Origin of the sequence: Mesorhizobium sp. B3-1-9, assembly GCF_006439595.1 — a bacterium.
GTDB lineage: Bacteria > Pseudomonadota > Alphaproteobacteria > Rhizobiales > Rhizobiaceae > Mesorhizobium.
The window spans coordinates 654,495-673,796 of record NZ_VFTJ01000001.1 but is presented as its reverse complement, the minus strand read 5'-3'; the positions used below and the strand labels follow the sequence as shown (position 1 = coordinate 673,796).

Sequence of the window (19,302 nt, the reverse complement as noted above, 5' to 3'; positions counted from 1 at the left end):
ATGTTCATCCTGCGCTTCCTCTGGGCCGTCATCACCTCGCGATTCCTATGGACGCTGATCGGCATCGCGCTGCTTTCGCTGTTGATCTGGGTATTCGGCCCGATCGTGCAGGTCGGCCCTTACGCGCCGTTCGAATCCGACAATGTGCGCATCGCCATTATCGCCGGGCTGATCATCCTGTGGCTGATCTGGCTGATCGTCGCGCAACGCCGCGCGATCCGCGCCAACCGCATGTTCGTGGCCGAGATCGCGGCGCCGGTGGCCGAAAAGCAGCTCACACCCGGCGAGGAGAGCGTCGCGGCCGTCGGCGCCAAGTTCGGCGAGGTGATGGCCGAGCTCAAGCGGCGCAAGCTCGGCGGCAGAAAATTCCTGCGCGAGATGCCGTGGTATGTGATCGTCGGGCCGCCGGCGACGGGCAAAACAACGGCATTGCGCCAGTCCGGTCTCAATTTCCCGATCGACCTCACCGACGATCTGCAGGGCGTCGGCGGGACGCGCAATTGCGACTGGTTCTTCTCGGAGAACGCGGTGCTGATCGACACAGCAGGCCGCTACGTCCAGCAGGAAAGCCAGCCGGATGTCGATGCGACGGAATGGCTGGGCTTCCTCGATCTGCTCAAGAAGCACCGGGGCCGGCGTGCGCTCAACGGCGTCATCGTCGCGCTGTCGATCGACGCGCTGTCGGAGGGCGACGAGGCGATCAAGGCGCATGGCAGAAAAATCCGCCGGCGGCTGGCGGAGCTCAACGATCGGCTGGAGATCCGCCTGCCTGTCTACCTGATGCTGACCAAGGCCGACCTGATCAAAGGCTTCGAAGCCTTTTTCGGCGGCCTGTCGACGACGGCGCGCGAGCAGGTGTGGGGAACCACTTTTCCGCTCGACGCACGTGTCGACGCCGGCACGATCCAGACGGAACTCGCCAGGCTGGCCTCCGAGCTGGAGCGGCGGCTGGTGCCGCGGCTCGAGGACGAGGACAAGCTCGGCCAGCGCGCCGAGATCTTCCGCTTCCCGGCGCAGCTCGCGAGCCTCTCCGAGCCGATCCAGGTGCTGGTCGAGGCGATGTTCGGCGAAAGCCGCTACGAGGAGGCCGCCTGGCTGCGCGGCCTCTATCTGACCTCGGCGACGCAGGAAGGCGCGCCGATCGACCGGCTGACCGCCGCCCTTTCCTCATCCTTCGGACTGCCGCCGCGCCGCGCCATTCCGGCGGCGCGCGTCGAGAAACGCAGCTTCTTCCTCAGAAACCTGCTCACCGAAGTGATTTTCAAGGAAGCCGGCCTCGGCACGTTCGATCCGCTGGCGCAGCGCCGCCGCGCCTGGATCTGGCGCGGAGCCGCCGCCGCCTGCGCGCTCGCCGCCTTGCTCGCCGGTGGACTGTTCACCTGGTCCTATCTCGACAACCGCAATGCGATCACCGAGCAGGCCGGCCAGTTCGAGGCGTTGCAGCAGCCCCTGACCGACGTCGCCGCCATGCCGGCCGCGGTCGAGCAGCCGACCATGGACGGCGCGCTGGCGGCGATGGACGCGGTGGCGACGGCCCGCACCGCACCGCCGGACGCCATCCACAATCTGCTCGGCCCGACCGCTTCGGCCGAGCTGGTGCGCGCGCAGACCGACACCTACGATCATGCGCTGCGCAACGTGCTGGAGCCGCATATGGTCGCGCTGCTGGAGGCGACGATGTGGCGGCAGATACGCGATCCGGATTTCATGCTCGGCGCGCTGAAGACCTACCGGATGATGACAGGCCTGTCGCAGATGGACACCGATTTCGTGCAGAACTGGTGGGTGAACAGCCTGCCGCAATTCGCGCCTGCCGCCCCCTTCCCAACCGCCGACGCCGAAGAGCACCAGCTTGCCACCATCCGCCGCATGGCGGTCGACGACAGCTACATCGCGCCGGACAAGGAGCTGGTCGCCGAAGCGCTGAAGACGGTGTGCACGATCTCGCTGCCGGAGCGCGCCTATAAGCAGCTTCTGGCCGACACGGAAGTGGCAGCGGTCAAGGAATGGGTGCCGGCCAATTTCGCCGGGCCGAACGGCGCCAAGGTGTTCGCGCGCCGTTCCGACAAAACGCTGCGCGTCGGCGTTCCTGGCCCCTACACCTATGCCGGCTTCCACGACGCGATCCTCGACCGGGTCGAGGATGTCGCCGGACAGGCGGCGCTCGACCGCGCCGTGTTTGCCGGCGGCTGCTCGGAGAATTCGGAGACGTCGGTCTCGGCGCTGTCGGAAGACATCCTGAAGCTCTATTACGACGACTATATCGCGCAGTGGGATTCGTTCCTGCGCGACATGCGGCTGGCGCCGCTGACCGACCTCAACGTCGCCAGCGAGAACCTCAAGGATCTTTCCAGCGCCGACTCCGCGCTGAAGCGCCTGCTGACCGCGGTGGTGCAGGAGACCGACCTGACCCGTTCGGACGATGCGGCTGCCGACGACAAGAGCGGCGGCGCCGCCAAGACCGGCTCGAAGCTGCTCAGCAAGCTCGGAAAACTGGGCAAGGTGGTGAAGACCGGCGCGAAATTGCTGCCCCGCGCGGGCTCGACCGACCAGGTCGACATGACCGGCAGCCTGGTGGCCGAGCATTTCAAGCCGCTCAAGGGCACGATCGCCCAGGTCGACGGCCAACCGCCGGCGCTCGACGCCGCCGTCGTGGCGCTGACGGCGCTGTCCAACGTGCTGCAGACCGTGACCGCCAATCCCGACCCGCAGGACGCCATCAAGAAGCAGGGCGGGCTGGCCGAGCTCACAGGCGCGGTTGCGAGACAAGCGCAGATCCTGCCCTCGCCGATCAACGACTGGCTGGGCGGGATTGCCGGCGACACCAGCGGCCTGTCGCAGAAGGCCGTCACCAACGAGCTCAACGCCATCTGGCGGGCGGACATCCTGCCCTTCTGCCAGGCCGCGCTCAACAACCGCTATCCGTTCAGTCCGGAGAGCGCGGTCGACGTCAACGTGCGCGACTTCCAGCGCCTGTTCGGGCCGACCGGGCTGATCGACGCCTTCACCAACGACCACCTGATCAACTACGTCGACACCGCCAGCGAACCGTGGAAATGGCGCGCCGATTTCGGCCTGGACCCGGCGGCGCTGGCGGCGTTCGAGCAGGCGCGCCACATCCGCGACGATCTCTTCCCCGGCGGCACCGGCCCTGTGATGAATTTTACGCTGGAGCCGAAGGACCTGTCGCCCAACGTGGCGCGGGTGACGCTCAACCTCGATGGCCAGAATCTCGTCTACTACAACAATGCGACCAGGCCGCAGCCGATGACATGGCCCGGCAAGGACGGCACCGGTGTGATCTCGCTCGCCTTCCAGCCCGTCGACGGCTCGCCTGAGATAATGCTCAACGAGACCGGCAGCTGGGCGTGGCTGAGAATGCTGCGCGGCGGCCGCTTCAACGCGACCAAGCTCACCGACGTCTACAGCCTGCGGCTCGGCACCAAGGGGATGTGGGCCGATTTCGAGCTCAAGGCGGCCAGCGTCGAGAACCCCTACACGCTCGAAATGTTCAAGAAGTTCACATGTCCGCCACAGATCTGATCCTGCCCGGCCTTTACGGCAAGATGCCCGCCGCCGGCGATTTCGTGACGCGGCGGCTGCCGGGCGATTTCGTGCGCGTGTGGGACCGCTGGCTGGCGCAGCACATCGTGCCGCTGTTCGGGATAGAAACTTGGCTGGCAAGCACGTCCTTGCGGTTCCTCAGTGGCCCTGGTGCCTTCGGCGGCTCGGCGGGCATCGTGTTGCAGAGCGCCGATCGGGTCGGCCGGCAATTTCCATTGAGCGTCGTCGCAAGGCTCCCGGACGCGCCGCTGAAGCTGGCCTATTGCGATGGCTGGTTCGATGGCATCGAGAGCGCAGCCTTCGCCGCGCAGCGGGGAGAGCTGACGACCGACGAGCTCGACGCGGCCGTGGCCGCCATGCCGGTTCCGCTTGTCGAAGGCGAGGGCGATGTCGTCGACGACCTGGTTATGTGGACCGCGCATACGGATATTTTCGACGTCGATCCGCAGGCGCCGCAATCGACGCTGGAGCAGATCTTCGCCGCTAGTTGGGAGACCAGCTGATGTGGCAGGTCGAGAACGATACGCCGTTCATAGCAAGCGGGCTCTGGACCAGAGGCCGGGACGGAGGCGAGGTCTGGATGGTCGCCGTACGATGCAGCCTGCGCGTCAATCCGGATGGGACAACGGCTGTCGCCGATGAACAAGAGCCTCCGGTCGTGGCCCCCAAATTCGGCATCGGGCCGGGCGCCGGCAGTCTGGTGTACGATTCCGATTTCTACCTGACGAAACCGACGACCGACGTGCTGCTGCGCGGCCATGCCTACGCTGTTGGGGACAAACCCGCGACGTCCGTGGATGTGAGTTTGAGAATAGGTGACCTGCAAAAATCTCTCCGAGTCACCGGGGATCGCGTCTACCAGCACTCAGTGTCCGGTGTCAGTGTCGGATCGCCGCAGCCTTTCATGCGCATGCCGCTGGTCTACGAGCGCGCGTATGGCGGGTGCGAGCCCGATCCGGTCAAGGATCCGGAGCGGCCCCACTTCGATCAATACAACCCAGTCGGGACCGGACTGGTGCCCGTGCCCGGCAAGATCGCTCCGAATATTGAAACCTTAGGCTCTAACGGTGGCAGCAAGGCGGCCGGCTTCGGACCGATCCCCGCGCATTGGCGCCAGCGTGCCCAACACGCCGGCACCTATGATGAAGCGTGGCAGAAAAATCACTTCCCGCTCTATCCGTTCGACCTGGATGACCGCTTCTTTCTTTGCTCTCCCGAGGACCAGCGACCGAAACATTTCTTCCGAGGGGGAGAGCCTGTGGAATTGCTGAACCTGACGCCGGCCGGGCGGATGGCGTTTCTTTTACCTCGCCTCGCCTTCCGGTTTGAGACGGATATCAAGGGCAAGCCACGCATCACGCACCGAGGGACCCTGCACACCGTCATAATCGAGCCGGACGTGCCGCGGGTGGTGCTGGTCTGGCGAACGTCGCTGCCGGCGCATGCCAATGTGCAGCGGCTAGACCGGACGCGCGTGAGCCTGTTGTCGGTGACGAACGCACACCCGCGCTCGGTCCCATCCGGGATCGATGAGAGTTGGCGCGATCCTGATGAAGAAGGTGGTTAAGGGCAGTGAGAGTGGCGCTTATCGGATCAGGAGCCCGAACGGCCGTTGGCATGACAGCAGCGGCGACAGCTGCCGCCGTGCGTGCCGGTATTGCCGGTTTCGGCGAACATCCTTTCGTGGTGGACACTGCCGGCAAGAGCATGATCGTGGCCCTGGCGCCATACCTCGACATAGATGTGAGGGGAGCGGCCCGGTTAGCGGAACTGGCGGCGCCCGCCGCAGTAGAGGCCGTCGGACCTTCATCAGCGCCTTGGGCCGGCGAACTTCGGGTTTCCCTATTCGTCGGCTTGCCGTCTGCCCGACCGGGCCGCGAAAGTGACGTGGCCGCCATCGTCGTCGACCGGCTGCGCGAGGAACTGGCTCCTCTGTGCCACATCGAAAAAACCATCGTCATCGAATCCGGGCACGCTGCCGGAACGATGGCGATCGAAAGGGCGTGGCAGGCGGTGCGGTCGGGCGCCTGCGAGTTCGCGCTGGCAGGTAGCGTCGATTCCTATCTGGAGCCGGAAACGTTGGAATGGCTGGAAGAAAACGATCAGGTTCACTCGGCCGGGGCGGAGAACAATCCCTATGGTTTCATCCCCGGTGAGGCCGCGGGGTTTGTTTTGCTGACGACCACAGCCGCGGCGCAAACATATCAACTCTCAGCAGCGCTAGAGCTCATGTCGGTTGCCATCGCCCGCGAAACCAACCTGATCAAGACCGATACCGTGTGCACCGGCGAAGGCCTGCTGGCGATGTTTCGAATCCTGGCCGGCGACCCGCCCGCAATCAAGGTAGACCATTTGTATTGCGACATGAATGGCGAGCCTTACCGTGCGGATGAGTTTGGCTTTGCGAGCATCCGCGCGGCCGAGTTGTTCCGCGCGCCCGACGCCTTTACGGCGCCGGCGGATTGCTGGGGCGATGTGGGGGCGGCTTCCGGACCGCTGCTGCTCATGCTGGCCGAGGCGGCCACCAGGAAACGCTACGCCGCAGGACCTGTCCTGGCGGCATTCACGAGTTCGGAATCGGGCGAACGCTGCGGGTTTCTCGTCCACGCCCGCACGGAGGCACAGGCGCGCTGATGTCGGTAACGGTCAAGGTCAACGGCACGATGAACGGAATCGTCCACAAGGGCAGCTCCGACTTCGCGATGAGCACGGCTCCCGACGTGTGCAAGACACCCAGCCCCGGCGGACCAGTGCCTATCCCATACCCCGTCATCATTTCAAACGCCAGCGACCTGGCTAATGGCACCACAACTGTCACGGCGGACGGCAACTCCTGCGCGATCAAGGGCTCTGAACTCAGCCGCTGCTCGGGCGATGAGGCTGGAACCGCGGGCGGCGTCGTGTCGAGCACTTTTATGAAGGAGGCGACGTGGATCACGTATTCCTTCGATGTGAAGATGGACGGGGCAAACGTCTGCCGGTTCAGCGACAAGCTGAAGATGAACCACGGCAACACGATCTGTATGGCAGGCATTATCCCAGACGTATGCAAAGCCGGCAGCAATCCGCTGATTATCAAATGCTCCGACTACAAAGAGGAACGGAACAAAGAGAAGCGTGAATGCGACATAAAATGCATGTGCGCCAAATGCCTGGCAATGAACAAGCAAGGCGATTTTCGGCGTCAGGCTTCGCACGCGCCGCGGTCGGGCGGGCGAAAAAGCTTGCGTAAGCTCGGCAACGCGGGGGCCAACGCCTATCGCAAGGCGCTGACCGACCAGCTCCCCCCCAAAGGCACCGCCAAGCCCGACGACATCAAAGACAACTTCGTCCACAAATGCGCGCATGACAGATGGAAGGATCAGGGAGCCAAACCCAACCTGCCGGGGATGAGCCCCGATCACATGAAGGAAATTCAGGTGGGCGGTGCGACCAAGGACTTCGCGAACCTTAGGATGATGCCGTCAAAACCGAACGAATGGATTGGTTCGAAGATGAGGGCCTTCAAGACCACCGATTTTACCTACGCGAACGGGAAAAAGGTCAAGGCACACACGGGCGTCACGCTCGATTGCTGCAAATAGATGGATGGGAACGATGGCCAAGGATATCCGTGCACGGCTACAGGCTCTGGTCTCGAAACTATATCAGGCCCGGGAAGAGTTCTACCAGGTGGCGTTTGGTCAATCAGCAGATCAAGTCCTCGGGCCACCTGCCTCCGAGCAGCAGCTACAAGCCTTGGAACGCAGCCTCGGTTACGCGCTGCCTCCAAGCTATCGCGAGATGCTGCTGCTGCACGATGGCTGGATAGCCCTGGAGGACGAAGCCGACCTCTTGTCCCTGGCACAGCGCCATGAGGAGGAAATTCGTGACCGCGTCAAAAGCTTCAAGAAAATGATGCGCGAGGGAGAAGACCCTTACAATCCGGATAATCTGCTGATCGTCGGCGGCGCGGATACCACCTTTGTCGTTTACCTCGACATCGACACCCGCCGGGCCGACGGCGAAATGGATGTCGTGGAATACACCTACGAAGAGGGAGAATTGGCCCGACATAAGGACATGGCTGCATATCTCAAGAGCAATTACGACGAGGTGCGCGAGTGGATCAAGGACGAGAAGGGGGCGGACGCCGGTCCGGACCCCAAAGAGTAACCAGGGATTCCAGATGACGTCTCCCGCCCTCCTGACACTGCCTTCCCCCGGAGATCTCGACTCTCCCCTGCTGGAGATCGGGCTCGACCTCACTATCTATGCAGAACGCCTATCGGTACCTGAATGGGAGGCGGTTCTCGATATCTACCGAAAATACGCGCCGGCAGACGTCTGGACGAAGGTTAAGGCCTCTCCCGATATCGGCTTCAGCAGGCTGCCTGCCGGCAACTATATCAACGCTCCGCTTTCGGATGGCGCAACCTTTCCGTTCCTGCACCGGATCCGTCATCGGACCATCCGAGGATGGCGCACGGAATTTCGCATCTGGGACGGCAAGCTCTCGCAAAGCTGGAGCGCCTGCATATACCGCCTCGCGCATCAGGCCAACGAGCCGGAGCACGCCTTCTACCGGTTTCTCTTTCCCTGGGACACGGCACCGGCTCTGGTGGCAAGCCTGGCCAACGAAGTGGGAAAACACATCCAATATCTGTCCGGCCATGCCGGATTTTGTCACCTGTACGATCCCTACTTCAAGGCAGCCGCTTTCGCCCAGATTTTCCCGTGGGCGAAACGCTACTGGGCTGTCGATGTCGAGGATTTGAACGCGGCTTTGCCGTTCATGCACAACGGCATGAAGGCAATTTCCTGGCTCACATTCATCGGCGCCAAGTTCCTGGCCGATCCAAAACTCGCGCGCCAGCGACAGTCGTTGAAGACGATACCCGGTGCGGTGCTCAAGCCCTGCGGGTCCGGCGCACTGCTTCAGCTCGGGGAGAAGCCCATCCTGGGCGACCGACACCGCCGGGAACCTGAACTGGCCTCCTATTTCACGGCCGGGTCTCTCCTCGATCCGGTATTGCTGACGGACATCACCGAATTCGAAGGACCGTTCGCCGAGAGGGCCTGCACAGTGGACTGGATCCATCGATTTGCCGCGCCGAGCGCCTGGACGTCCGCATAACCTCGTAACCGTGACCCGGCTCAGTCAGCCAAGCAGGGCAGCCGCTCTTCCCCAGGCCTCCACCTTGTCGGCCACCGGCACATTCGGGCCGAAATCTCCGAAATGGTCCTCGAATGCCTGGCCGATTTCCGCGGGCTCGAGCGTGAAGAGATCCGCGTTGCGCGCCTCCGGAAAAAGCTCGAGCAACGCGCCGCCCGCCGCCACGGCGAGCGCAGGATTGCGCATCTGATGAATAAGCCAGTTCAGGATCGTGCGGTCACCCAGCATGCCGGCCCCGCGCACGGCAAGCGACGCGGTGTCAGGCGACTTCAGCAACCCGCCCATCCAGGCGCGGACATCCTTGTCCGGCCCGATCTTCACAATGGTGCGCAAGGCAATCAGCGCGTCGGGTCCGTTAGCCAGGACCTGTTTGTGCAGTTCGGGCTTTGCCAGAGCGGCGTGACCGAGTTCGTTCAGCGCCAGGGCGCTGGAAAGGCGTACCGCCTCATATTGCGATTCCAGGGCGGCAGCGATCTCGCGCACTAGGTCGGCGCGCCTCGCCTTGCCGGCAAGGCGCAGGCTTGTTGCGCACACGCGCATATCTGGATCGCGGACAAGGCGGACCAGGACGTCCTTGGGATCCACGCCGTGTTCCAGGCATGCGGCAACCGCGAGATAACGCTTGAACCCATCCTCGGACGCGATCCAGTTGCGCACCAGCGGTCCGATCGCCTTGGCGTCATGCCATGCAAGTGCGCCGACCAGCCCGTGCACTTCGTCGTCCCGTGTGCGGCCCAGCTCCACGGCTTCGAGAATACGTCGCCCATCCGTCTGTTCTATTGCCGTCCAGCCATAGACGAACAGTTCGCCCCTCTCGGGAAAGTCATCATAGGCTGCGGTGATGAATGGCCAAGCGGCAGCTCCGGCGACGCGCACACCGTCCAGATTAGCCTCCAGTCGCCGGTCGATACCCACGATGGCTTTCTCGTCCGGCGGCTTCTGGGCCGCCAGCATGTCGCGCTGCGCCCAGAGGAATGCGGCCTGCTCGACGTGCTGGCGTACGATATCGGGGACAATCTGCTCTTGCGCCGCGATAGGCGGCCGGTTCAATTTCGCCGCGCCCGCCATCTGACCTTCAATTCAGGCTGATCGACCCGCCGCGCATGCGGTTGGTCGCGCTCGCATGGCTGGCGACATAGGTGCCGCGGATAGTGATGCGGCCGTCCGCCTCCATCAGAATCGTGGCCTTGCCACAGCGCAGTTCAAGCCGCTCCTCGGCATGGATCCGCACGCGCTCGCCATCGCGAAAGACCTGAGCTCCTGTTGGCTTTTTGGCAGGCTCCACGATACGGCCGACGATCAGCGGCTTTTGCGGGTTGCCGTCTTCGAACAGCAGCGCGACCTCCTGTCCGATCATGTCGGAACTCAAGGAGGCCAAGCTGCGTGCCGGCAACGCGGTTTCCCAGGGATTGCCGGGAAAAACGACCAGCGGCTTGTCGCCGTCAAAGCCAAGAAACTGGCCAATGACGACACCTTCGATGCGATTACGAAGCTTTGCCATGCGCCCTCCTAATTCTCCGCAATCTTCGAGCCCTTCATGGTGATGTCGCCCGATGCTTTAATAACGATCTTACCCGATCCCTTGACCGAGATATCCTTGCCCTCGATCGCGATCGAGCCGTCTTTCTTCATCATGATCTTGGCCGACCCGGTCTGGATAAGGATCTCGTCGCCGGCATTGATCACCAGCTTCTTGCCGACATTGATCGCGCTGTTTTGGCTAATGCCGATCGAACTGTCCTTTGCGACAGTCAGCGAATGGGCGCCACCGACATTCGTCGAGTCGTCGGCGCCGATGCTGGCGCTGCGCGCAGCACCGACATTGAACGACTGGGCGGTGCCTATGGTCACGTTCTGGTCGGCGCCGATGTTAACGGTCTGACCGGCTCCGACGTTCCAGCTGTCGCCGGCCCCGATGTCATGGCTCTGGCTGATACCGACGCTGACGGCGCGGGTCGCCCCAATCGTATTCGTCTGCGAGGCACCCACGGTCCTCGCTTCGGCGGCGCCCACCGTGTCGACGCGCGCGATACCCACCGTGACCGTCTGGTTCAGCCCCACCGTCTGCGAATGGTTGGCATCGATGTTTTCGGTCGAATTGGCGACGACGTGGATGGTCTCATTCGCCTGGACGGTCAGCGAGCGATTCTTGCCCACCGTCTCGGTGTCATTCGAGCCGATGTTGGTGGTTTGGTCGACGCCGACCTTGACCGTCTTGTTGTTGCCCACATCCTCGTCGAGGTTGTGGCCGACGGAGTGCTTGGCGTCGTGGTCGATGCGATCGGACTGGTCGTGCTGGACCGTCTTGTTGCGGTCGTGCTTGATCAGCAGATGGTTGTCCTTCTGGGCCTGGAAGTTGACCAGCTCGGAGCCCGCCTTGTCCTCGAACATCAGCTCGTTGTAACCGCCGCCGCCTTTCGAGGAATTCGACTTCCAGCCGGATTGCGTGGCGTTGCCCGGCAGGCCATAGGGCGGCATCTGCGAGGCGTTGTAGACGCGGCCGGTGATGATCGGCAGGTCCGGATCGCCTTCGATGAAATCGACGATGACCTCCTGGCCGATGCGCGGGATCTGGATGAAGCCCCAACCGCTGCCTGCCCAGGTTTGCGAGACGCGCACGAAGCATGAGGAGTTCTGGTCCTTCTTGCCGAGCCGGTCCCAGTGGAACTGCACCTTCACGCGCGCATATTTGTCGGTGAAGATTTCCTCGCCCGAAGGGCCGACGACGGTCGCCGTCTGTGGACCGCGCATGATCGGGCGCGGCGTGATGCGCGGTGGGCGATAGGGCAATTTGGTGGGCGCCACGCCGAGCACTACCTTGAAATTCTCGCTGTGGGCCTCGTTCTGGGTCCGGTAGCCCGGATCGAACAGCCGGTATTCGGCGCTGACCACCAGATAGTCCTGGTTCTGGTCGTCGCGCGGAAAGCTCTCCAGCGTGAACTTGCACCCGGAAAAAAGGCCGCGCACCGTGCCAACCGCCGTGCTGTGCTGGTGCACTGCCTGAAGCTCCTCGCGACGGATTCCGGCGATTTTGTCGCCCCGCCCGACATCGAGATGGGCGCCAGGCTGACGATAGTTTTCGCCCGAGGCCTCCTTATGGGCGAAAGGCTGGGCGGATTTCGCCATCAGGTCGGCGCCGGGCTTCTCGAAGTCGTAGTCCGTGTGTGCATAGGCGCCCGGCCGCACCGCGCTGCCAGGTATCCACTCGGTGATGTATTCGACATCGCGCCGCGACGCCTGGCCCTCGAAATTGTAAAGCACCTTCTCGTAACCGGGCGCCGGCTTCAGCTTGCTCATCGCATCGCAGAGGATGAGCGTGTGCTTGCCCTCGTCGTGCTCGAAGAAATAAAAGATGCCTTCGTGTTCGAGCAGCCGCTGCACGAAATCGAGATCGCTCTCGTCGTACTGGACGCAATATTCGCGCTGGGGATAGGACCCCTGCAGCCGCTTCTCGAATTTGGCGATGCCGTATTTCGAGAATATCTTCTCGACGATCTCCACCGCCGTCATGTTCTGGAAGATACGGCAATCGGTGGTGTTGCCGAGGAACCAGAGCCATGGCCTGACGGTCGCCTCGTAAAAGGCCAGCCGGTCCTCGATGCGGGTCAGCTTGAAATCCGACGCAAGGCCGCTGAACCAGCGCTTCGGATCGGATTCGCCCTCGACCGAAACGACGCCGCCCAGCATCTTCAACGGATCGACGTCACGATTCTTCGACACGAAGCCAACCGTATAGGCGAAACAACGGCTGATCTCATCGCGGCCGACGAGATGGGTGAAGGTCAGGTCGGCGCCAGCCGGCGTCTGTACAACCGTGGCACGTTCGTTCGGCATGGTCGTGCCCCTCCTGGACGCGGCCGCCAGTATGATGGATTGAAGCCCCCGCTATGTTAACCGCATCACGTTCGGGAACTTTTCACGCCCACCGCACCGGACCGCTTTCAGCCTAGCATATGTTTGGCGGGGGCCAAATAACAGCTGTGGCTAAACTGCCCATGCGCCGGTGTGAAACGCTCCTCTCCCGCCGCGCTCGCAAGCTGCTAGAATGCCAAGGCAATTCCAGGAAAGGTGCGTTGGCGTTTCCGCCTGGAATTGCGCGGAAAATAAGCATTTGTTGACCAAGTTGGGCGACGCTTCCGGATGTTCATCTCTCTCCAGATCAGCAATGTCGACAGGCTGCCGGCCGGCACCGCCGCCAGCTACGCCGCCCGCGACCGCAGCTTCGAGATCGGTCGCGAGAATTGCGACTGGACGCTGTCCGATCCGGACAAGTTCATCTCGGGCCGGCATTGCGAGGTCCGCTATCAGGCGGGCTCGTTCTGGCTCTACGATGTCTCGCGCAACGGCACTTTCGTCAACGGTTCCAGCCAGCGCATGAGCGGGCCGCATCGGCTGGCCCAGGGCGACCGGCTGCTGATCGGCCGTTATGTCGTCGGCGTTTCGATCGAAGACGAACGAGCCGCGACCGGACATCCTCAAGCCAGTACAGGATCGACGCAACGTGAGTTGCCGTCCTCGACCGGCCGCCCCCTGGATCCCGGCCATGAGCCGTTCTTCAATCCGGCAGAGCAGCGACCAACCGGGGCAGCGCCCGTCTCGACATCCTCGGCGCTGCAGCCCGGCCCGGCGGTTCCAGCCAACCGGCCCGCGGAGGCGGACGCGATATTGCGGGAGATCGCCAAGGCGGCGGGCATCGCGCCGGAGTTGCTGCAGTCGCGTGATCCGCACGATGTCGCGGCCGAGATCGGCTCCGTGCTGAGGACAACTGTCGAGCAACTGTCCCTGCTGCTCAAGGCGCGCGCGGCGGCAAAGGTGCTCGCCAAGAGTTCGAACCGGACGATGATCGGCGCCGAGGACAACAATCCGTTGAAATTCGTGCCGGGCATCGACGACATATTGGAGATCATGTTCGCCAAGCGCAGGGCCGGCTATCTCGACGCCAGGCATAGTGTCGAAGACGCGTTTCGCGACCTGAAGGCGCACGAAATCGCGACCTACGCCGCCATGCAGGCCGCGCTGTCGCGGTTGCTCGACGACCTGTCGCCGGAGGCGATCGCCAAGAAAATTCCGCCGGCATCCTTCTCGTCCAGGAAAAGCCAGGCCTGGGATGCGCTTGTCGCGACATGGCGGACGATGGAAGACAAGCACGAGAACGGCATGCTGGATGTCTTCCTCGCCTATTTCGCCGAAGCCTACGCCAAGGCCGACAAGCAGAAATAGCCTGGATCGGCACGGACCGCGCCGGCTGTATGTGACGGTTCTCATAGAAGAAGCCGCCTCTTCGATCATCTTGCTTTCCGATTTCAATCGGCGGCCCCGTTTCAATTGAATGCCCGGGCGATTAGAATGAACAGGGATGCTTGCCTGGCGGGCAACGCGGCGTGGCTTGGGGCGTGTGCAGCAATGTCATGTTTCGGCGAGATGTGCCTTTCCATGCGGCCCGCCGAGGCTCAGCCTGAAGCGCGCTTTGCCGGGCAAAGACATGCTCGTTGCAATTCGACGGCGGGTCGTCGCCGATGAGCTCGAAGGACGATCCCTCCAGGCCGCTGGACAAAACCGTCATCCGCGCGCCGCGGCCGAAGCAACGACCGCTCGCGGCTGCCGAGAGTTCCGGTCCGGAAGGCGTTCGGTCCGCTCCATCGCCTTCCCGCGAATCGACGGTGTTCGATCCCGGCGGCGGCCGGCAGATGCCTACGGGCTGGTCGTCTGGAACGGTACTCTTTCAGGGACCTACCCCGGGAGCAGAGGCCAATGCGGCGCCGGGGGTGCAGCAGGATGCCCTGCTCGACGCCGCCGGCGGCGTGAGATACGCCGCGGCTAATCCGATCCTTGCCGCCGCGGCGCCGCTGCTGATGCTTCTCGGCCAATTGCGGCTGATGCCGGTCGAACGGCAAGCGGCGCCCTTGGCGGAGCATATAGCCGAAGCGATCGACACCTTCGAGCTTGCAATCGCGAAAGCCGGCGTAGCCGAGGAAGACGCGCGAATCGCGAAATTCGCCCTTTGCGGAACCGCCGACGACCTTGTCGGCAATCTGCCATGGCCGAGCAAGGACAGCTGGCTTCAGCACAGCCTTGTGGCGCAGTTCTTCCACACCCAGCCGACGGGCGCCGGCTTCTACGAAGCGCTGAACAACGTCCTCGCCAAGCCGGAAGCGCATTACAACCTGCTCGAACTGATGCATGCATGCCTTTCGCTGGGTTTCGAGGGCCAGTATCGGGGGCTTGCGGGCGAGCGAAACACGCTCGAACGTGTCCGGCGCGACGTCTACGACACGCTGCGTTACTTCAAGCAGCGCGCCGGCGACGACATCTCGCCGCGCTGGCAGGGCATGGCGGCGGCGCTGCCGAAGCCGAGGGCACGGCTGCCGCTCTGGGCGGTCGCGGCCGCCGCGGCGACGCTGGTGACGGCGGCCTTCTTCGGACTGCGGGTGCTGGTCACCGATGAAGGCGATGCGACCGCCGGCGAGTTGCTGGCGCTCAATCCCTCGACGCCCGTCACCATAGAGCGCGCCAGCGTGGCGGCGCCCACTGAGCCGGCGCAAGCCAGCCCGCCGCCGCCCGTGGTTCCGGACACCACCCAGATCGACCGCATCCGCGCCGCACTTGCCAAGGAGATCGCCAGCGGCGGACTGAGCGTCGGCGAGAAGGGCGAGTTCATCGTCGTCGAGATCAACAACCAGCTTCTGTTTGCTCCCGGCCAGGCGGAGCTGAAGCCGCAATTCCAGCCGATCGCGGCCGCCATCGCCACGGCGCTCGACGCCGAACCCGGGCCGATCAAGATCGTCGGCCACACCGACAATGTGAAGCCAAAGAAGTCGAGCACGTTCAAATCGAATTTCGATCTTTCCGTCGCCCGGGCGAAGGCCGTCCAGGCGCTGGTGGCCACGCAATTGAAGGACCCGTCGCGGCTCAGTGCCGACGGCAAGGGCGAGGACGAGCCGATCGCCGACAATGGCACGGCGGACGGCCGCGCCAAGAACCGCCGCGTCGCCATGATGATCCCGAAACAGGAGACCTTGCAGAACGGCTCCGCGGAGAACGGCAACTGATGCGCTGGACGCCGCGGATCTTCAGCCTGCTTGCGCTTGCCGGTTTCTCGGCGGCGGTCTGGTATGCCGGGCCGCTGGTCCGCTTCGCCGACACACGCCCGTTTGCGCCTGCGTGGCTCAGGGCTACGATCATCGGCGTCACCATACTGGCGCTCGCGCTGTTCTACGGGGTCCGCTTCTGGCAGCGGCGCAAGGCGCAAAAGGCGCTCGAAACGGCCATCGTGCGCAGCGACGAGCGCAACGACGATTCACAGGTGCTCGAAGCGCGCATGAGCGAAGCCATCGCGACGCTGAAGCGGACGAGCGGCAAGCGCAATTTCCTCTATGACATTCCCTGGTACATCGTCATCGGCCCGCCCGGCGCCGGCAAGACGACGGCGCTGGTCAATTCCGGACTGAAGTTTCCGCTTGCCGGCTCCGGCAGCGCGCAGCCGGTGGCCGGCGTCGGCGGCACGCGGTCCTGCGACTGGTGGTTCACCGACGAGGCGGTGCTGATCGACACGGCCGGCCGCTATACGACGCAGGAGTCGGACCGCGAGCGCGACAAGGCAAGCTGGCTCGCCTTCCTGGGATTGCTCAAGAAACACCGCACCAGGCAACCGATCAACGGCGTGATCCTTGCCATCAGCCTTGCCGACCTGATCGGCTTCGACGACCGGCAGCTCGACGCGCATGTCACCGAGATCCGAACCCGCCTGCGCGAACTGCACGAGACGCTGAAGATCCAATTCCCGGTCTATCTGCTCTTTACCAAGGCCGATCTCATCTGCGGCTTCATGGATTATTTCGGCGATTTCGACGAGGCACGCAGGCGCAAGGTGTGGGGCGCGACATTCCGGACGGCCGACCGCACCAGGAACATGGCCGGCGAGGCGCCCGCAGCCTTCGACGAACTGGCGAAGCGGCTCGCCGAAGAGATCGCCGACCGCCTGCAGGAAGAGGCCGACCCGGTAGCGCGGATCACGCTGTTCGGCTTCCCGGCGCAGTTCGGCGCGCTGAAGGCCCGGATAACACAGTTCGTCGGCAGCCTGTTCGACACCTCGCGCAGTCAGGTCAATGTCAGCCTGCGCGGGCTCTATTTCTCCTCGGGCACCCAGGAAGGGACGCCTTTCGACCAGGTGCTAGGCGCGATCGGCCGCAGTTTCGGCAGTGCTTCGCAAGCGCATCTCTCCGGCGCCGGCAAGAGCTTCTTCCTGCATGATCTGCTGGTCAAGGTGATCTTTCCGGAATCAGGCTGGGTCTCGTTCGACAGGGCCTCCGAGCGGCGCGCCAGGCTCGCGAGGTTCGGCGGCCTCGCCGCGATCGCGCTGGCGGCTTTGGCGGCGCTCGGCATGCTGGGCCTCAGCTTCTTCGCCAACAAGCAGCTGATCGCCTCCACAAGGCAGGCCATGGCGCATTATCGCGACAGCGCCGATACGCTGCTGAACAGCACGACGGTGACCGACGTCGACCTCGAAAACGTCATCGGTCCGCTCGACCAGTTGCGCAACCTGCCGGCCGGCTTCGAAAACGGCGACCAGGCAAAGCCGATCGAGGAGACGTTCGGGCTCAGCCAGCGCGAGAGGCTGTTGTCGGCCTCCAAGACCGCCTACCGGCAAGCGCTGGAGCGAACCTTCCGCTCGCGGCTGCTGGTGCAGGCGGAGCGGACGATCCAGGCTCGGATGGCCGACCCCGTCGCGCTCTACGAGCCTTTAAAGATCTACCTGATGCTGGGCGGCAAGGCGCCGAAGGTCGACGACGAACTGGTTGTCTCCTGGATGAAGCAAGATTGGGAGGAGAACCGCTACCCCGGCGAGAACAACCGCGAGGGCCGCGCGCAGCTCGAAAAGCACCTGCGCGCCATGCTTGCGCTCGACGACGCCTATGATCCCGTCTTCGAGCTCAACCAGCCGCTGGTGGAGGCCGCGCAGCGCTCGCTCGGACGCATGAGCCTCACCGACCGCGCCTGGGCGCAGATCAAGTCGGCGGTCTATGCTGCAAGGCTCAAGGACTTCTCCATCGCCGCGAGAGCCGGTCCGGAAGCGCAGTTGCTGTTCGAGCGCACGGACGGCAGCGAGCTTGCCGATCTTCAGGTCACCGGCCTCTATACGCGCGGCGGGTTCAATAGCTTCTTCCTGCCGCAGCTGTCGCGCATCGCGCAGATGCTCGTGGACGATCAATGGGTGCTTGGCGGCGGCGGCGAACAGGGCGGCATCGACCAGGACCTGCCCAAGCTCGGCCCCGAGCTCATCGACCGCTACGGCAAGGAATTCGCCGCCGCCTGGAACGGCGTTCTCGACCAGCTGAAGCTCAAGGCGATGCTGAAGGACAAGCCGCAATATCTGGCGCTCTCGGCCGTCGCCGCGCCAGACTCGCCTCTCGACCAGCTCTTCACCGCGATCGCCGATGAAACCGCATTGACGAAGGACAGCGCCGCCGAGGGCGATACCGGCACGGCGCAGCAGGACCCCGCCAGCATGGCCAAGGGCCTCGCCCGCATCGGCCTCCAGATCGCCGGCGGCAAGTCGCAAAGCCGCGCCGGCGCAAGCTCGGCCGTCGCGCAGAATGCCGGCGCGAGCGTCGAGGCGCAGTTCCGCTCGTTCCAGGCGCTGGTTGGCGGGGCCGCCGGACACCGGCCGCTCGATGCGCTGACGCAGAACTTCCACGACATCTTCCAGAGCCTGAAGCTCGCGGCCGATGTCCCCACACAGACCGAGCGCGTCAACGCCAACCTGCAGCTGCAGATCTCGACATTGCGCGCCAATGTCTCGCGCCTGCCGAAGCCGCTGGCGCGCATGGTCAACGCAGCGGCGGACGAGTTCGAAGGCAATGTCGCCGAGACCTCAGTCGCCAACCTCAACCAGAACCTCGACCAGACGGTGACGCGCGCCTGCGAGGAGGCGGTCAATGGCCGCTATCCTTTCACCCGCGACGGCACAGACGAGATCTCGATGGCGGATTTCACCAAGCTGTTCGCGCCGGGCGGGCTGATGGACCGTTTCTTCGCGCAGAATCTCGCGCCGCTGATCGACATGACCGGCCAGGAATGGACCTGGAAACAGGACGCCCGCTCCAGCCGCGATCTTGCGAAGTCGACCTTGAAGGCGTTCCAGTCGGCCGCGGAAATCCGTAGCGCCTTCTTCCCTTCCGGCGGCTCGGTGCCTTCGGTCTCGATCACCATCACCCCCACGTCGGTGAACAGCGAAGTCGACAGCGCTGTGCTCAATGTCGACGGGCAGACGGTCCAGAGCGCCCAGGCCGGCAACGCGCCGAGCATCGTGACATGGCCGAGCGGCGCCGCTTCCGGATCGGCGAGCCTGAGCCTCATGCCGGAAATGCCCGGCCGCGAGTCCGCGCTCAAATTCGAAGGGCCGTGGGCGTTGAAGCGGCTTTTCGACAAGGCGACCATCACCGGCGACGGCGCCAATACGGAAGCCCGCTTCGTGATCGGCGGACGCGATGTCGCCTACACGATCCAGGCCGGCTCGGGCGCCAATCCCCTGCTGCTGCCGGCCTTGTCCGGCTTCAGCTGTCCGAAGGCGTTCTGACATGGCT

13 protein-coding genes are annotated in these 19,302 nt (G+C 63.9%); 10 read left to right on the top strand and 3 right to left on the bottom strand.

The genetic code is table 11. The annotated features are described in order from the left end of the window. The 7 genes from tssM (FJW07_RS03085) to FJW07_RS03055 are packed head-to-tail and all read left to right on the top strand — an operon-like array spanning position 1 to position 8,680. Complete coding sequence (tssM, locus tag FJW07_RS03085) at positions 1-3,543, top strand: type VI secretion system membrane subunit TssM (RefSeq protein ID WP_140854341.1); 3,543 nt, start codon at positions 1-3, stop codon at positions 3,541-3,543. Beyond that, complete coding sequence (gene tagF, locus FJW07_RS03080; RefSeq protein WP_140854339.1) at positions 3,525-4,067, top strand: type VI secretion system-associated protein TagF; 543 nt, start codon at positions 3,525-3,527, stop codon at positions 4,065-4,067. The genes tssM (FJW07_RS03085) and tagF overlap by 19 nt, the downstream gene beginning before the upstream one ends. Beyond that, positions 4,067-5,131 carry a DUF2169 domain-containing protein gene (locus FJW07_RS03075; RefSeq protein WP_140706175.1) on the top strand — a complete coding sequence of 355 codons (1,065 nt, stop codon included), beginning with the start codon at positions 4,067-4,069 and terminating at the stop codon, positions 5,129-5,131. Before tagF ends, FJW07_RS03075 begins: the two co-directional genes overlap by 1 nt. Before the next feature lie 50 nt (positions 5,132-5,181). Next, positions 5,182-6,198 (top strand): beta-ketoacyl synthase N-terminal-like domain-containing protein, encoded by a 1,017-nt coding sequence (locus FJW07_RS03070; RefSeq protein ID WP_140854337.1) that lies wholly within the window; start codon positions 5,182-5,184, stop codon positions 6,196-6,198. Then, a complete protein-coding gene (locus FJW07_RS03065) occupies positions 6,198-7,148 on the top strand; it encodes a DUF4150 domain-containing protein (protein ID WP_140706179.1) in 951 nt (316 codons plus the stop codon). The genes FJW07_RS03070 and FJW07_RS03065 overlap by 1 nt, the downstream gene beginning before the upstream one ends. A 13-nt stretch (positions 7,149-7,161) precedes the next feature. After that, entirely contained in the window at positions 7,162-7,719 is a 558-nt protein-coding gene (locus tag FJW07_RS03060; protein ID WP_181175419.1) for an SMI1/KNR4 family protein, read from the top strand. Between the two features lie 13 nt (positions 7,720-7,732). Then, on the top strand, positions 7,733-8,680 hold the full coding sequence (locus FJW07_RS03055; RefSeq protein WP_181182541.1) for a type VI immunity family protein: 948 nt from the start codon (positions 7,733-7,735) through the stop codon (positions 8,678-8,680). Between the two features lie 24 nt (positions 8,681-8,704). Here the strand turns inward: FJW07_RS03055 and FJW07_RS03050 are convergent, their stop codons facing one another. From FJW07_RS03050 to tssI, 3 genes are read right to left on the bottom strand one after another with little or no spacing between them, the layout of a single operon-like run. Next, positions 8,705-9,787: a hypothetical protein gene (locus FJW07_RS03050; RefSeq protein ID WP_140706186.1), complete on the bottom strand. Its 1,083-nt coding sequence runs from the start codon at positions 9,785-9,787 to the stop codon at positions 8,705-8,707. A 7-nt stretch (positions 9,788-9,794) separates the two neighbouring features. Further along, complete coding sequence (locus FJW07_RS03045; RefSeq protein ID WP_140706188.1) at positions 9,795-10,220, bottom strand: DUF6484 domain-containing protein; 426 nt, start codon at positions 10,218-10,220, stop codon at positions 9,795-9,797. A gap of 8 nt (positions 10,221-10,228) precedes the next feature. Then, a complete protein-coding gene (gene tssI, locus FJW07_RS03040; protein ID WP_140854334.1) occupies positions 10,229-12,553 on the bottom strand; it encodes a type VI secretion system tip protein TssI/VgrG in 2,325 nt (774 codons plus the stop codon). Between the two features lie 306 nt (positions 12,554-12,859). Here tssI and tagH point away from each other — a divergent pair, with 306 nt between their 5' ends. The 3 genes from tagH to tssM (FJW07_RS03025) all read left to right on the top strand — a co-directional run bounded on the left by tagH (position 12,860) and on the right by tssM (FJW07_RS03025) (position 19,295). Further along, positions 12,860-13,939, top strand: coding sequence for a type VI secretion system-associated FHA domain protein TagH (gene tagH / locus FJW07_RS03035; RefSeq protein WP_140854332.1), 1,080 nt, complete (start codon positions 12,860-12,862; stop codon positions 13,937-13,939). Positions 13,940-14,235: 296 nt separating this feature from the next. Next, positions 14,236-15,768 (top strand): type VI secretion system protein TssL, long form, encoded by a 1,533-nt coding sequence (gene tssL, locus FJW07_RS03030; protein WP_140854330.1) that lies wholly within the window; start codon positions 14,236-14,238, stop codon positions 15,766-15,768. Continuing rightward, positions 15,768-19,295 (top strand): type VI secretion system membrane subunit TssM, encoded by a 3,528-nt coding sequence (tssM, locus tag FJW07_RS03025; protein WP_181182540.1) that lies wholly within the window; start codon positions 15,768-15,770, stop codon positions 19,293-19,295. The genes tssL and tssM (FJW07_RS03025) overlap by 1 nt, the downstream gene beginning before the upstream one ends. The last annotated feature ends 7 nt before the right edge of the window (positions 19,296-19,302 follow it).

Excerpts from the sequence above, each read along its gene's own strand:
- tssM (WP_140854341.1), top strand. The coding sequence starts at position 1 with ATGTTCATCCTGCGCTTCCTCTGGGCCGTCATCACCTCGCGATTCCTA.
- tagF (WP_140854339.1), top strand. The coding sequence starts at position 3,525 with ATGTCCGCCACAGATCTGATCCTGCCCGGCCTTTACGGCAAGATGCCC.
- FJW07_RS03075 (WP_140706175.1), top strand. The coding sequence starts at position 4,067 with ATGTGGCAGGTCGAGAACGATACGCCGTTCATAGCAAGCGGGCTCTGG.
- FJW07_RS03070 (WP_140854337.1), top strand. The coding sequence starts at position 5,182 with ATGACAGCAGCGGCGACAGCTGCCGCCGTGCGTGCCGGTATTGCCGGT.
- FJW07_RS03065 (WP_140706179.1), top strand. The coding sequence starts at position 6,198 with ATGTCGGTAACGGTCAAGGTCAACGGCACGATGAACGGAATCGTCCAC.
- FJW07_RS03060 (WP_181175419.1), top strand. The coding sequence starts at position 7,162 with ATGGCCAAGGATATCCGTGCACGGCTACAGGCTCTGGTCTCGAAACTA.
- FJW07_RS03055 (WP_181182541.1), top strand. The coding sequence starts at position 7,733 with ATGACGTCTCCCGCCCTCCTGACACTGCCTTCCCCCGGAGATCTCGAC.
- FJW07_RS03050 (WP_140706186.1), bottom strand. The coding sequence starts at position 9,787 with ATGGCGGGCGCGGCGAAATTGAACCGGCCGCCTATCGCGGCGCAAGAG.
- FJW07_RS03045 (WP_140706188.1), bottom strand. The coding sequence starts at position 10,220 with ATGGCAAAGCTTCGTAATCGCATCGAAGGTGTCGTCATTGGCCAGTTT.
- tssI (WP_140854334.1), bottom strand. The coding sequence starts at position 12,553 with ATGCCGAACGAACGTGCCACGGTTGTACAGACGCCGGCTGGCGCCGAC.
- tagH (WP_140854332.1), top strand. The coding sequence starts at position 12,860 with ATGTTCATCTCTCTCCAGATCAGCAATGTCGACAGGCTGCCGGCCGGC.
- tssL (WP_140854330.1), top strand. The coding sequence starts at position 14,236 with ATGAGCTCGAAGGACGATCCCTCCAGGCCGCTGGACAAAACCGTCATC.
- tssM (WP_181182540.1), top strand. The coding sequence starts at position 15,768 with ATGCGCTGGACGCCGCGGATCTTCAGCCTGCTTGCGCTTGCCGGTTTC.